We start from the raw sequence: 13,733 nt of genomic DNA, 5'->3' as shown, positions 1-13,733 counted from the left end.
CGCGACCCGGCATCCCTGGCATCAGTCGCCGCTGATGTGAGAATATCAGTCCATGATGACGTCAGTCGATACTGATCTAATGCGGGTTCTCGCGGACCCGCTCAGGCTGAAGATCGTGACCCTGCTCGCCCACGAGACCCTGTGCACCACGCACCTCGTCGAGGAGACCGGCGCACGGCAGACCAACCTCTCCAACCACCTGAAGGTGCTGCGCGAGGCGGGGGTCGTGGAGACCGAGCCCTGCGGGCGGTTCACCTACTACCGGCTGAAGCCCGAGGTCATCGCCGCCCTTGCCGGGCAGTTCACCGAGCTGGCCGAGCAGGCCCGCGGTGCCGCCGGCCGGAAGAGGTCCTGCCCGTGACCCGCACCGACGCCCCGGCCACCACGGAGGCCGCCTCCGTCGTCGCGAAGCTCTCCACCCTCGACCGCTTCCTCGCCGTGTGGATCCTCATCGCCATGGGGCTCGGCCTCGGCCTGGGCCGCCTGGTTCCCGGCCTGAACGACGCCCTGGCCCAGGTCGAGATCGGCGGGATCTCGCTCCCCATCGCCGCCGGCCTGCTGATCATGATGTATCCGGTGCTGGCCAAGGTCCGCTACGACAGGCTCGACGCCGTCACCGGCGACAAGAAGCTGATGGTCTCGTCGCTGGTCATTAACTGGGTCCTCGGCCCGGCGGTGATGTTCGCCCTGGCCTGGACCTTCCTGCCGGACCTGCCCGAGTACCGCACCGGCCTGATCATCGTCGGCCTGGCCCGCTGCATCGCCATGGTCATCATCTGGAACGACCTCGCCTGCGGCGACCGCGAAGCCGCCGCCGTCCTGGTCGCCCTGAACTCCGTCTTCCAGGTCGTGGCCTTCGGCCTGCTCGGCTGGCTCTACCTCGACCTGCTCCCCGGCCTGCTCGGCCTGGGCGACGGCGAGCACCTCGACATCTCCCTGTGGAAGATCGCCCTCAACGTCGTCATCTTCCTCGGGGTCCCCCTGCTGGCCGGCTTCCTCACCCGCCGCCTCGGCGAGCGGAAGATGGGCCGGACGGGCTACGAGGCGAGGTTCCTGCCGAAGATCGGCCCGTGGGCCCTGTACGGGCTGCTGTTCACGATCGTGATCCTCTTCGCGCTCCAGGGAAAGACCATCACGTCCCGTCCCGGTGACGTCGCGCGTATCGCGCTGCCCTTGCTCGCCTACTTCGCGATCATGTGGTTCGGCACCTTCGCCCTCGGCAAGGCCGTCGGCCTGGCCTACGACCGCACGGCGACCCTGGCGTTCACGGCGGCGGGCAACAATTTCGAACTGGCCATCGCCGTCGCCATCGCCACCTTCGGCGTCACCAGTGGCCAGGCCCTCTCCGGCGTCGTCGGCCCTCTCATCGAGGTCCCCGTCCTGGTCGCCCTGGTCTACGTATCCCTGGCGTGGCGACGGAAGTTCACCTGACGGACCAGGCGGGCAGCCGCTGGGGTTCGCCCCGGCGCCCCGGCGCCCCGGCGCCCCGGCGATGTCGCACCCGCTCACAACCGCCAGCGGATCTCCGCGTCCGGAGCGTACCGGCACGTCGTACCGGTCGAGACGGCTTCCCGCAGGTGTGCCGCGAGTTCGGGATGCCGCTCGTCCAGCCGGCGCAGCGTGTCGCGGATCCGGGCGGTGACGTTCTTGCGCGCGCGTTCGCTCGCGTCGCCCAGCCTGCGCGACCGGCCGGCCAGACCGGTGGAGCGGCGCAGTTCCTCCAGCAGCGCCGCCCGTTCCCGGTCGTACGCGGCCGCGCGGCTGTCGTCGCCCAGCTTGACTGCCTGGTCGATCTCCGCGTCCAGCCGCTGGAGATGCAGGCGGTAGCGCCGCTTCGTCTCCTCGTCCAGGATGTCGTCGGCCCCCATGGCGCCCGCCGCCTCGGCGGTGGTGTCGTGGTGCGGATCGAGCAGCCGTGCCGCGGCGATGTCCTCGCCCGGCCGGCCGAGCAGGCAGTGCAGGTCGTGCAGTCCCTTCGCGTCCGGGACGTGGACGGTACGGCCGCGGAAGGTGAGGCGCCAGACGCTTCCGTCCCGGCGGAACTCGTCGGCCGGCGGCGCCTCGCGCGGCGGCCGGACGCTGAGGGGGGAGTCGGCGCGCTCGACCAGATGGCCCATCCCGAGCCGGCGCGCCTCCGCTGTCGCCTCCCGGAGCAGCATGGCGGCCTCCGGGCTCCCGGCCGCTCGTGCCGACATGGCCGCGGCCAGTTCGAGTCCCGCCCGTACCGACCAGGGACGGGCGTGCAGGCGATCGGCGGACCGCTTGGCCGCCGCGAGCTGTCGCACCGCGGAGTCCCACTGCCCCAGCGCCGCGTCGAGGACACCCGTCCACAGGGACGCGGGCCCGCTGACGTCCCAGCCGTAGAGCGAGACCAGCCACTGCCCCGTGTACGGGGAGAGGGCGTTCCGTACCTGCTCGCACCACGCCCGGTCCCCGGAAGCCGCGGCGCTCTGGGCCTGATAGCGCAGCCACAGGGGAGTGACGCTGTGGTGCAGGACGGTGTCACCGCTCGCGCCGGCCCCCGGCCGGGGAACGGGCAGCGTGGGGCCTTCGCCCGCCTCCAGCTCCGTGATGGCCTCCAAGAGGTCCACGTACGGGTGCCCGTGCTCGCGCAATTCCCCGTGGAGGGCTCGTGCCTCGGTGAACCTGCCCCGCAGCAGGAGCAGGGCCCAGCGGTGGTGGAAGGTGAAGTACTGGTAGTAACCGGCCGGGGAACCGCTCAAGGAGACGGCGGTGTCGAGCAGGTGCGCGGCCTCGGTGAAGCGGCCCGTCACCGCGTCGACGACGCTGCGGTCGATGACGGCGGTCAGCCGCATCCTGGGTGAGCCGCTCGCGGCGGCGACCTCCACCATGGCGTGGAAATGCTCCAGGAACCGCGGGTCGTCGGCCTCCAGCGCGGCGACCCACAGCATGGACATCGCGACATGCTCCGTCCACCGGTCCCCGCGGCGGCGTGCCACCGCGATGAGCTCTTGGGCCAGGGCGGGGCGGTCCCGCACGACCCGGGGCCCCCACTCCGCCTGCAACCGTGCCCACAGCCCGATGTGCAGGGCGTCGTCGTCGCCCGCCGCGCGGGCGGCGGCGACGACCCGGCGGGCCACCTCCCGGGCCAGCCGCGACTGCGAGACGTCGAGGGCCGGCTCGGCAGGAGGCCCCGGAACGAGCAGGGCGTGTGCCCGGTGCAGGGCGCGGCTCTTCAACAGCCCTGTGTCGCCCTGGCCGTCCGCCCCGAAGAGAGTGAGTGCCGTCCGGCCCACCAGCAGCGGGTCGGCCAGGCCCTCGGCGAGCCGGACGGCGTCGGCGAAGACGGCCCACGAGCGCTCGTGGTCGCCGACGAGTTGCAGCGACAGCCCGAAATCGAGGGCGAGCAGGACCCTCCCGGGGCCGGGCTTCTCACCGGCCCGCTCCAGAGCACGTGCGAAGTGACCGGCCGCCTCCTCCTGGGCCACTCGGCTCTCCGCGTCCCGGGCGGCCGACACCAGCAGGGCCACGGCCTCGTCGCGGTCCAGCTCCTCGAAGGCGAGGTAGGCGTGGTGGGCCAGCTCCGTCGGACGCGCTCCCGACTGCGCGGACCCGGCATCCCGCAGCGCCGCGACGGCGGCCGCGTGGAGGCGGCGGGCGCGGTCGGCTCCCAGGGCGTCGTACAGCGTCTCGCGTACGAGATCGTGCTTGAAGGCGAAGCCCGCGCCCTCGGCACGCTCGACCAACTGGGCGTCCACTGCCTCGGCGAGCCACTGTGCGACCTGCGCGGAGGGGGCGCCGAGGACGCGCGCCAGCGTGCCCGGGCGGAACTGCCGCCCCAGAACGGAGGCCGCGCCCAGACACTCGGCCACGGGCGGGGCCAGCAGCGAAAGGCGCTGTTCGAGAGAGGCCCGCAGGCCCGGTGAGATCGCGGTGACCGCGTGGCCGGCCGCCCACAGCCTCGCCGCCTCCTGCACGAAGAACGGGTTGCCGCCGGTACGGCGGCGCACTTCGCCGACGACGTCCTCGGCCGGCCGCGTGCCCGCCGTGCGCTGCATCAGCTCCGCGACGTCCGCCTCTCCCAGGCCCGTCAGCGGCACGGTGGTCGCCCGGGTCGCGAGGGAGCGGAACAGGGGACGCAAAGGGTGGCCCGGCCGCTCGATCTCCGCGTCCCGGCAGGTGGCCAGGATCAGGAGCCGCTCGAAGCGGATGTGCTGGGCCGCGAAATCCAGCAGTCCGACCGAGGCCGGGTCCGCCCAGTGCAGGTCCTCCAGCACCACCAGCACCGGCCGCTGCCGCGAGGCCGCGCTGAGCTGTGTGGTGGCCGCGTCGAACAGCTGGAACCGGTCCGTCTGCCCGTCCGTCGCACATGCGCCCAGGAGGGCCGGCAGAGCGGTGCCCGCCCCGGCCTCCCCGTCGCCCTCCCCGGCGCCGCGCCGAAGCCCCCGGAAGACCTGCGTCCACGGCCAGTACCCCGGCGTGCTGTCCGCATCCCAGCAGGAACCGCGCAGGACGCACAGGCCGCGGCTCTCACCTTCCTGGATCGCGCGGCCGACGAGAGAGGTCTTGCCGATCCCCGCCTCGCCGGTGACCAGGACCAGCCCGCCACTGCCGCTGCTCGCCCGGTCGATGTGAGCACGCAGCACACGCAGCCAGTGGTCCCGTCCGAGCAGCGACGGCCGGGTGTCAGGGGCGGGAACCGGCATGGGCCTCGTGGGAGGAGAGCATGGGCCGACCGTAGCGCAGGGCGGCACCGTAAGGGGGGAAAGGTCACTTCTTCCCGCTCTGGTCCGCATTGCGGGGAGTTGCGACCGGGTTGGGTAGGTGATGTGACCGGATGCCGCCGGGTTCTCCCCGCCGCGCTCGCGTCACCGCTGCATCGACGAGCTGCCGAGCCGAGCTGCCGAGCTGCCGAGCTGCCGATCTGCCGTCCCAGGTTCACGGCATGCGGTGCCAGAAGCCGAGGTTGTGCTCGGCCGCGTAGTCGATGTCGGTGAACCGGTCCGGGGCCAGGCTGTGCGTACGGGCCCCGGCCCCGGGAGTGAACCTGGGCCACACGGGCAGGCCCCGCCGGTTCGGGGTGCCGGTGGCGGCGAACGCGGCCCAGTGGTCGGTGATGGTGTCCGAGAGCCGCGACTGCGCCGGGGTGAAGAGCGCTTGCGCCTCCTTGTCCTCGAACAGGTACGGCGTGTCGGACGCGTGGTAGGCCCCGAAGTCGAACCCGCCCGGCAGCGGCAGGTACATCGGCGCGCCGCGGTCGGCGAACTCGTAGGCGTACGTGGGCACATGACGTCCGAGAGCGGTGTGCTGCGCGTACGTGCCCCGGGCCCACATGCGGTCCGTGACGACGGTGGACCAGGCCAGGGCGGGGGAGGGGAAGTTCTTCAGCGGGTACGCGGCGAGCACGGCGTCCTTGTGTTTGCCGAACGCCGTTGCGACCGCCTGCTCGTAGTGCTCGGCGGTGAAGGTGCGCCCGGAGGCGTCGTAGGCCAGGCCGACGAACAGACGGTGCTCGTCGCGCGTCGCTCCCGACAGGACCGGCACCCGGTGGAAGCGGCCCTCCCGCAGGGCCTTCTCCGGCAGTTCGGGCAGGGTCTCGTTGCCGAAGGCGAAGGCTTGGAAGGCGCTCATGATGTGCGGGACCGCGAGCACCTTCTTGACCGGGAGAGCGCGCAGGCAGCGCAGGGCCGCCGCAGGATCGGCCGCGGTGCAGCCCAGCGCCGAGGCCGTGGCCCGCCCGGTGTCGCTCATCTCCCGGGTGGTGCGCCAGATGTACCACGGGTACGCCGGCACGCCCTCTCCCATGGTTCCGGCGGGCATGTCCATCATGCCTTCGCCGCTGGAGAGGGCGGCCCGGTGGAACAGCCCGCGTGCGGCGGGGGAGGTGAGGTGTGCGGTGACGGACGCCGCGCCGAAGGACGAGCCGGCCACGGTCACGTTGCGGGGATCGCCGCCGAACGCGGCCGCGTTGGCCCGCACCCACCGCAGCGCCGCCTGCTGGTCCTGCAGCGCGAACGTCCCCGAACCCTTCAGGCCCGGGTGGGCGAAGCCCCCGAAGACCCCGAGGCGGTAGTTGATCGTGACGACGACGAGCCCGCGGTCGGCGAGCCGGCGGGCGTCGAAGAAGCGGCCGCCGCCGACGGTGCCGTCGCCGTGGATCCACACCAGCACCGGCGCGCGGTGCCGGGCGGCCTTGGCCGGGGCGGTGACGTCCAGGACCAGGCAGTCCTCCTCCTGGCTGGCGAGCTTCGCGTACGCGGACGGCACCTGCGGGCAGAGCGGCCCCGGTTCGGAGGCGTCCCGGACGCCCTTCCAGGGGCTCGCCGGGCGCGGGGAGGCCCACCGGTGCTCGCCCTTCGGCGCCGCCGCGTAAGGGATGCCGCGGAACATCCGGTGACCGGCGGAACGGACGCCGCGCACCTCGCCCTTGTCCGTCCGGGCCGTCACCGTGCCGGAGCCCGCCCCCGCGTCGGCGCTGCGCGGGGAGGCGGTGCCGGGCTGTGGCGGGACCGCGCTCGTGGTGAGCAGCGCTACCCCGGCCAGGGCCGCGGCGGCCGCGGCTCGTTTCGCTGTCATCGTCCATCGTCTCCTGGGTCGGGTGGTGCTGAAGCTGTGGTGGTCTCCTCTACCGCCGGCCTGCGGGCCGCGGCCGGGCGGGGGACGCCGGTCCGGAGCGGGGACTGCGTCGGCGGGAGAGGCAGGGGCGCGAGCTTGACGCGGAAGTGCCGGAGGGCCGGGGGCTGCTCGGTGATGCGGTACCCGGGGATCCGGTCGGCACTCTCGGCCGTTCGTGCGAGGACCTCGCCGACATGGTCCAGATGGTCGCGCGTGTAGGTCCTGCGGGGGAGCGCGAGCCTCAGGAGCTCGTACGGCGCCGTGGTGATCGGACGGCCCTGGGCGTCCTCCTTGCCGAGGTAGAGGGAGCCGAGTTCCACCGACCGGATGCCGCCTTCGAGGTAGAGCCGGCAGGCGAGGGCGTGACCCGGGTACTGGTGCGGCGGGATGTGCGGCAGCAGGCGGCCCGCGTTGAGGTAGAGGGCGTGGAGGCCGGGCGGTTCGACCAGGCTGATGCCCGCCGCGCGCGTCAGCCGGGCGAGGTGGTGGGAGGCGTCCGCGCGTGACTGGAGGTACTCCGGTTCGGTCACTTCGGCCAGTCCTTGGGCGATCATGTCCAGGTCGCGGCCGGCGAGCCCGCCGTAGGTGGGGAAACCCTCCGTGGCGACGAGGAGCTGCTCGCAGCGCCGGGCGAGCTCCGCGTCACGCAGCCCTAGGAAGCCGCCGATATGGGTGATGCCGTCCTTCTTCGCGCTCATCAGGCAACCGTCGGCCAGGGCGAACGCCTCCTCGGCGACCTGCCGGGGGCTGTGGCCCCGGTAGGCCGGCTCGTGACGGGTGACCAGCCAGGCGTTCTCGGCGAACCGCGCCGCGTCCAGGACGATCGGCACCCCTGCGCTGCGGCACAGATCGGCCGCCCGGGAGAGGTTGTCCATGGAGACGGGCTGGCCCCCGCCGCCGTTGTTGGTGAGCGTCATGATCACCAGTGCGATCCGGCCGGCCTCCGGGCCGCCCAGCGCCTTCTCGAGCCGCGCCACGTCGATGTTGCCCTTGAACGGCTCGTCGCTGTCGAGGTCCAGCGCCTCCGCACAGGGCAGATCGAGTGCTGTGCACCCGTTGAGCTCGACATTGGCGCGCGTGGTGTCGAAGTGGGTGTTGCTGAGGGTGATGTGTCCGGGCTTCAGGAGGGTGGAGAAGAGGACGCGCTCCGCGGCCCGGCCCTGATGGACGGGCAGGATGTGCGGATACCCCGTCAACGCCTCCACCGCTCGGTGGAAACGGAGGAAGGAGCGCGAGCCCGCGTAGGACTCGTCCCCGCTCACACACGCGGCGAGCTGCGCGGCCGAGAGCGCTCCCGTTCCCGAGTCCGTGAGCAGGTCGATCGTGACCTCGTCCGCCCGGAGGCCGAAGAGGTTGTAGTGCACGCGGACCAGCGCCTCGCGGCGCTGCTCGCGCGTCGTCGACGCGATCGGCTCGACGACCTTGATCCGGTACGGCTCCATGGGCTGCTGCTCCTTCGGCGGCGAGTGGCGCGCGGCCCGGCCGGCGGACGCGCGATGAGGCGGAGCGCACCTTCTACGACGCGTGCCGCGGGCGGCCGACCTGATAGGCCTCGGGCGAGAGGTACGCGGTCACCCTCGGCTGCCGGCGACCCTCCTGCGTGAGCGAGAGGTACGAGATCAGCCCCACGCCGTCGGAGAGACGGCGGCTCGTCATGGCGGCCAGTGCCCGGTCGAGGAAGCCGGGGGCGATGCCGAGGCGGAGGATCACGGCCATGGCGCGGTCGCGGGCGACCCGGTCGTCCGGGGCGTAATCCCGCACGGGTACGTGCAGGGCGTACCCGCCGGGAGCGTGCGGGTCGTCCGCGGTGAAGGAGAAGCACGACACCAGGGGGTGGCGGTCGAAGCGGTCCGTGCCGCCGACGACACGGCAGAAGTCCGCCACCTGCTGGGGTGCGCCGTCCGGCAACAGGCTGGCGAAGCGCCGGACTTCATCGCTGCCGAAGCCGTGGTGAGCGACGTAGACCTTGACGCGCGGTGCCGTCCAGAACCCCAGGTCCACGGCGAAGAACGCGAAGCGGTCGGCGTCGGGAAACCGGGCCGCCGCGTGCCGCCGCAGCGCCGGCCACGCCCGCCCGTACCCCAGTCGCGCCAGGGCCTCCTCGACCACCTGTGCCGACCGCCCCGGGCCCTGGGCGGCGGGATCCACGTACGCCTTGAAGCCGGGGCCCTCACGCTGCCGCAGTTCCATCGCGCACCAGAGGGCGAAGGTCCCCTCGGGTGCGGCGGGGAAGAAGAGGTCCTCGATCCGGCGCAGCGGCCCGGTGGAGAACCCCCACCGCCTCGCCAGCCGCTCCAGAGCCTCCCGGCCGACCCGGCCGCCGGCCGCGAGACCGGACGCCGTGCAGCCGGGATCGGCCAGTACCCGTACGCTCGGCGGGCCGCTGCCGGGCATCGCCAGGGAGAACTCCGCGGGCGTGTGGTCGTCGGATACGGCGGACGGTGACGGAGGCGCCGCCACCAGCGGACGCTGCGCGGCGGGCCCGAGGAGGTCGCGCAGGGAACTCCGGTACGCCCGCGCGGGGTCGGCCACTCCCGCGACGTGGCACAGCCTGCGCAATTGCTCGCCCAGGAGGCCGCCCAGCGTCGCCGCGGACGGCCGTGTCCGGGAGGTCGTGCCGGGGGAATGGCCGGTGGTGGTCATGACTGGCTCCCTTGTTTCGCGCCGTGTACTTCGCTGTACAGGTAAGGCGCGAGTTCGGATCCGGCGACCGCCGGATCCGAACTCGCGAACCGACGGCGTGCCCGCGCGACGCCGGCGCCCCCCGCAGGTCCGCGCCCGGCCGGGCGTCCGGAGCGCGGCCGCCCGGCCCTGGGCCACGGGCGCCCGATGCGCTGGGCGCACTGCCGGGCCCGCCGGCCTCGGGAGTCCCGGGCAGATGCGGATCGCGCGCGGCGGAAAGCGGTAGCGGCCCGGCGGGCCGGCGGGTGCGGCGCCGCACCCGGTGGCGGGGGCGGCCCGCTCCTCGATCGCCGGAGCAGCCGCAGCCGGAGCCGCAGCCATGGCGAGGGGATGGCGACGGGGAGGCGCCGCGATCCACTGGAACAGCCATAACCTCCGCGAATATGGCGAAAACTCGCCTTGTATTAGCTGTCGACACCTGTTTTAAGCCGCCCTAAGGTTAGGCTAACCTTCGCAGCGTGAAAGTTGCTGAAGAGACCTCCGGTACCCGGCGTCCCCACGGCCATGAGCTGTCGGCCACGGGTGTCACCGTGGCGTACGAGGGCGTAGACGTCGTGCACGACGCGTCCTTGACGCTGCGGCCCGGCGAGGTGACCGTCCTCGTGGGTCCGAACGGCAGCGGGAAGTCGACGCTCCTGCGCACCCTCGCGCGGCTGCAGCGGCCCCGGACCGCGACGCTCGTCATCGACGCGGACACCGACGGCCTCGCGCTGTCCCCCCGCGAGTTCTCACGGCGCGTGGCCCTGCTGACCCAGGGGCGCCCCACCCCCAGCGGGCTGACCGTGCGGGACGTCGTGGAGTTCGGCCGCTACCCGCACCAGGGCCGCTGGGGCAAGGCGGACCCCGGGGGCCGGGCCGCCGTGGACCGCGCGCTCGCCATGACGGGCATCGGGGACCTCGCCGAACGCGGCGCCGAGCACCTCTCCGGAGGCCAGCTCCAGCGCGTCTGGCTCGCCGGCTGCCTCGCGCAGGAGACCGGCGTCCTGCTCCTCGACGAGCCGACGACCTACCTCGACCTGCGGTACCAGGTCGAACTCCTCGACCTCATGCGCGACCTGGCGGACGACCACGGCATCGCCGTCGGTGTCGTCCTGCACGACCTCGACCAGGCCGCGGCCGTCGCCGACCGGATCGCCCTGCTCCACAAGGGGCGGATCATCGCCGACGGCCTCCCCGAGGACGTACTGACACCGCAGCAACTGACCGACACGTACGGCATCCGCATCGAAGTCGACAACGACCCCCTCACGGGCCGGCTGCGCACCCGCGCGATCGGCCGGCACCACTCGCGAATCGAAAGGCTCAGCACCACCTCATGAGACGCTTCCTCCTGGCCGCGGCGGCCGCTACCACCGCAGTGCTCACCCTCGGCGCCTGCGGGACGTCCGAGCCCGCCGCCGACACCGACACCGACACCAAGAAGACCGCCGAGCCCATCACCCTCACCGACGCGAAGGGCGCGAAGGTGGAGCTCGACGGCCCGGCCAAGAAGGTCGTCGGCACCGAGTGGAACGTCGTCGAGAGCCTGGTCTCGTTGGGCGTCGACCCCGCCGGCGTCGCCGACGTCAAGGGCTACAAGACCTGGAACACCGCGGCCCCGCTCAAGAACGAGCCCAAGGACATCGGCACCCGCGGCGAGCCGAGCACGGACACCATCGCCGCCATGGCGCCGGACCTCATCGTCGCCACCGACGACCTCAAGCCGGCCGTCGTGAAGCAGCTGCGCAAGGTCGCCCCGGTCCTGGAGGTGCGCGCCGCCGACGCCGCCGACCCGATCGGGCAGATGACCAAGAACCTCGACCTCATAGCCAAGGCCACCGGCACCACGCAGCAGGCCGAGAAGCTCAAGAAGGACTTCCAGGCGAAGCTGGACGGCGGCAAGAAGGCGCTCGCCGACGCCGGTCACGCCGGGGCGAAGTACGCCTTCGCCGACGGTTACGTCGTCTCCAACCAGGTCTCGATCCGGCCGTTCACCGGCGGTTCGCTCATCGGAGCGGTCAACGAGAAGCTCGGCCTGAAGAACGCCTGGACCGTCGAGGGTGACAAGAGCTACGGGCTCGGCTCCACCGACGTCGAGGGCCTCACCAAGCTCGACGACGACGTGCAGTTCGCCTACATCGGCAGCGACGGCGACAAGAACAGCACCCCGTTCGCCGGCGTGCTCGCGAAGGACTCCGCCTGGACGTCGCTGCCGTTCGTGGAGAAGGGCAACGTCCACCGGCTGCCCGACGGCATCTGGATGTTCGGCGGCCCCCAGTCGATGGGCAAGTACGCCGACTCCGTCGTCGAGGCCCTGAAGAAGAAGTAGCACCGTGACCGTCACCGCCTCACCTCCCGCCACCCGTCCGCCGGCGGCCGCCTCCCGGACGGGCGCGGCCGCGGCGGTGACCGTTCTGGTCCTCCTCCTCGTGGGCCTCGCGCTCACCGACATCACGCAGGGCACCGCCGCGGTGGGCGCCTCCGAAGTCTGGAAGGCGCTCACCGGCCGGGCGGACCCGGGCGACGCGTCCGTCGTCGTCTCCTCCCGGCTGCCGAGGATGGCCGCGGGGCTGCTCGTCGGCGTCGTCCTCGGCATGGCGGGCGCCGCCCTCCAGGCGGTCAGCCGCAACGTCCTCGCCTCGCCCGACACCCTCGCGGTCAACGCCGGCTCCTACCTGGCCCTCGGGCTGGTCTCGGTCACCGGCGTCTCGCTCCCCTTCTTCGCCCACTCCGGCGTCGCGTTCGCCGGCGGCCTCGCGGCGGCGGCCGTCGTGCTCGGCCTGTCCGGCCCGGGCACGGGCGCCGTACGGCTCGTGCTCGCCGGCAGTTCCCTCACCCTCGGCCTGACCGCCGTCACCGAGGGGCTGCTCCTGCTGTTCCCCCAGCAGACCGAGGGCCTCTACCAGTGGAACCAGGGCAGCATCGCCCAGCACGGGTTCGACGCCGTGCTCCAGACGGCCCCGGTCGGCCTCATCGGCCTCGTCGGACTGCTGCTCGTCGCCCGCCGCGTCGACGCCCTGGCGCTCGGCGACGACGCCGCCCGCGGCCTGGGCGTCCCCGTCCGCGGCACCCGCGTCACGGTGGTGGTGCTGGCGACCCTGCTCTCCGCGGCGGCCGTCACGCTCGCCGGACCGATCGGCTTCGTCGGCCTGTGCGCCCCCGCCCTCGTCCGTCCGCTCGCCCGCAGGGTCCGCGCGTTCACCCGCGCGCGTTCGGGCATCCCGGTCGCGGGCCTGGCCGGTGCGGTGCTGGTCCTCGGCTCGGACGTCGTCCTGCGCGCCCTCGTGCCGGCGGACGTGGCCGTCGCCGTGCCGACGGGCGTCGCCACCAGCGTCGCCGGCGCCGTGCTCCTGATCGTGATGGCCACCCGGGTCAAGGACACCGCCGGGGTCACCGCGACCGACCGGCTGCGCATCAGGAGCAGGGCCGTCTTCCTGGCCGTCACCGCTGGACTGGTCGTGGCGCTCGTCGGCGTGACGATCGCCGCCGTCCTGCTGGGCGACAGCAAACTGCTGCTGGGCGACGTGGTGAACTGGGCCCAGGGCAGGGCGGGCCGGACCGTCGGCTTCGTCCTCGACACCCGCGTGCCCCGGGTCCTCGCGGCGCTCCTCGCGGGCGCGGCGCTCGCCCTGGCCGGGACGCTCGTCCAGGCCGTGACCCGCAATCCGCTCGCGGAGCCCGCCACCCTGGGCGTCTCCGGCGGAGCCTCCCTCGGCGCCGTGCTCGTCGTGACAACGGTGCCGTCGGTCGGCTCGTGGGGAATCGCCGGAGCCGCGTTCGCGGGCGCCGCGCTCATATCCGTCGTCGTCTTCGGACTCGCGGCGCGGGGCGGTTTCCAGCAGAACCGCCTCGTTCTCGTCGGGTTCGGCGCCGCCACCGGGACCTCGGCCCTGATCAGCCTGATCATCGTGCTCACCGACCCCTTCAACGCGACGAAGGCCCTCACCTGGCTGTCGGGCTCCACCTACGGGCGGACCCTGCCGGACGTGGCACCGCTCGCCGCCGTGCTCGCCGTGGGCGTGCTCGTCGCGGTCCTGCGGCGCACCGAGCTCGACCTCGTATCGCTCGACGAGGACACCCCCAGGCTCCTGGGGCTCGATCTGGCACGGGGGCGCCTGGCCTTCCTCGCGCTGAGCGTCCTGCTGGCCGCCACCGCCGTCGCGGCGGCAGGCATGATCGGTTTCGTGGGGCTCGTGGCCCCGCACGCGGCCCGGGCCCTGGTGGGCCGCCGGCACGTCCGGGTGGTGCCCGTCTCGGTGCTCCTGGGCGCCGTGCTCGTCTGCACCGCGGACCTGCTGGGCCGCACCGTGATCGCGCCGGCCCAGCTGGGCGCCGGACTGATGACGGCGGTCATCGGCACGCCGTACTTCCTCCACCTGCTCATGCGCGGGCGCCGGTAGAACGCGGACGCCGTCACCCGCTCCGACGAAGCCGGGGAGCCCGAAGAGGGCTCCCCGGCTTCCGCGTGCCGGACGGAGCCAAGGGGCCGTTGGGCG

At 73.2% G+C, this 13,733-nt stretch carries 9 protein-coding genes; 5 read left to right on the top strand and 4 right to left on the bottom strand.

The annotated features are described in order from the left end of the window. Positions 1-52: 52 nt before the first annotated feature. The gene (locus tag ABZ951_RS14635) at positions 53-361 is read left to right on the top strand and encodes a metalloregulator ArsR/SmtB family transcription factor (RefSeq protein WP_344089509.1); all 309 of its coding nucleotides are present in this window, start codon (positions 53-55) and stop codon (positions 359-361) included. Then, positions 358-1,431, top strand: a complete 1,074-nt coding sequence (gene arsB, locus ABZ951_RS14630) for an ACR3 family arsenite efflux transporter (RefSeq protein WP_344089508.1) — start codon at positions 358-360, stop codon at positions 1,429-1,431. The genes ABZ951_RS14635 and arsB overlap by 4 nt, the downstream gene beginning before the upstream one ends. A 74-nt stretch (positions 1,432-1,505) precedes the next feature. Here arsB and ABZ951_RS14625 read toward each other — a convergent pair whose 3' ends face one another. From ABZ951_RS14625 to ABZ951_RS14610, 4 genes are all read right to left on the bottom strand, one after another. Beyond that, positions 1,506-4,667: an AAA family ATPase gene (locus tag ABZ951_RS14625; protein ID WP_361279944.1), complete on the bottom strand. Its 3,162-nt coding sequence runs from the start codon at positions 4,665-4,667 to the stop codon at positions 1,506-1,508. Between the two features lie 232 nt (positions 4,668-4,899). After that, the gene (locus ABZ951_RS14620; protein WP_344089506.1) at positions 4,900-6,537 is read right to left on the bottom strand and encodes a carboxylesterase family protein; all 1,638 of its coding nucleotides are present in this window, start codon (positions 6,535-6,537) and stop codon (positions 4,900-4,902) included. Next, the gene (locus tag ABZ951_RS14615; protein ID WP_344089505.1) at positions 6,534-8,018 is read right to left on the bottom strand and encodes a tryptophanase; all 1,485 of its coding nucleotides are present in this window, start codon (positions 8,016-8,018) and stop codon (positions 6,534-6,536) included. The genes ABZ951_RS14620 and ABZ951_RS14615 overlap by 4 nt, the downstream gene beginning before the upstream one ends. A 73-nt stretch (positions 8,019-8,091) precedes the next feature. Next, positions 8,092-9,219, bottom strand: a complete 1,128-nt coding sequence (locus ABZ951_RS14610) for a tryptophan dimethylallyltransferase family protein (RefSeq protein ID WP_344089504.1) — start codon at positions 9,217-9,219, stop codon at positions 8,092-8,094. A 497-nt stretch (positions 9,220-9,716) separates the two neighbouring features. Here ABZ951_RS14610 and ABZ951_RS14605 point away from each other — a divergent pair, with 497 nt between their 5' ends. Genes ABZ951_RS14605 through ABZ951_RS14595 form a run of 3 tightly spaced genes read left to right on the top strand, consistent with a single transcriptional unit; the run spans position 9,717 to position 13,637 of the window. After that, positions 9,717-10,577: an ABC transporter ATP-binding protein gene (locus ABZ951_RS14605; protein WP_344089503.1), complete on the top strand. Its 861-nt coding sequence runs from the start codon at positions 9,717-9,719 to the stop codon at positions 10,575-10,577. Beyond that, positions 10,574-11,566, top strand: coding sequence for an iron-siderophore ABC transporter substrate-binding protein (locus ABZ951_RS14600; protein ID WP_344089502.1), 993 nt, complete (start codon positions 10,574-10,576; stop codon positions 11,564-11,566). The genes ABZ951_RS14605 and ABZ951_RS14600 overlap by 4 nt, the downstream gene beginning before the upstream one ends. Positions 11,567-11,570: 4 nt before the next feature. Further along, a complete protein-coding gene (locus tag ABZ951_RS14595; protein ID WP_344089501.1) occupies positions 11,571-13,637 on the top strand; it encodes an iron ABC transporter permease in 2,067 nt (688 codons plus the stop codon). Positions 13,638-13,733: the final 96 nt, after the last annotated feature.

Origin of the sequence: Streptomyces sp. NPDC046215, assembly GCF_040646215.1 — a bacterium.
Classification (GTDB): domain Bacteria; phylum Actinomycetota; class Actinomycetes; order Streptomycetales; family Streptomycetaceae; genus Streptomyces; species Streptomyces stramineus.
Note: the sequence above shows the minus strand (reverse complement) of the source record. Positions and strands in the feature narration are given on the sequence as shown.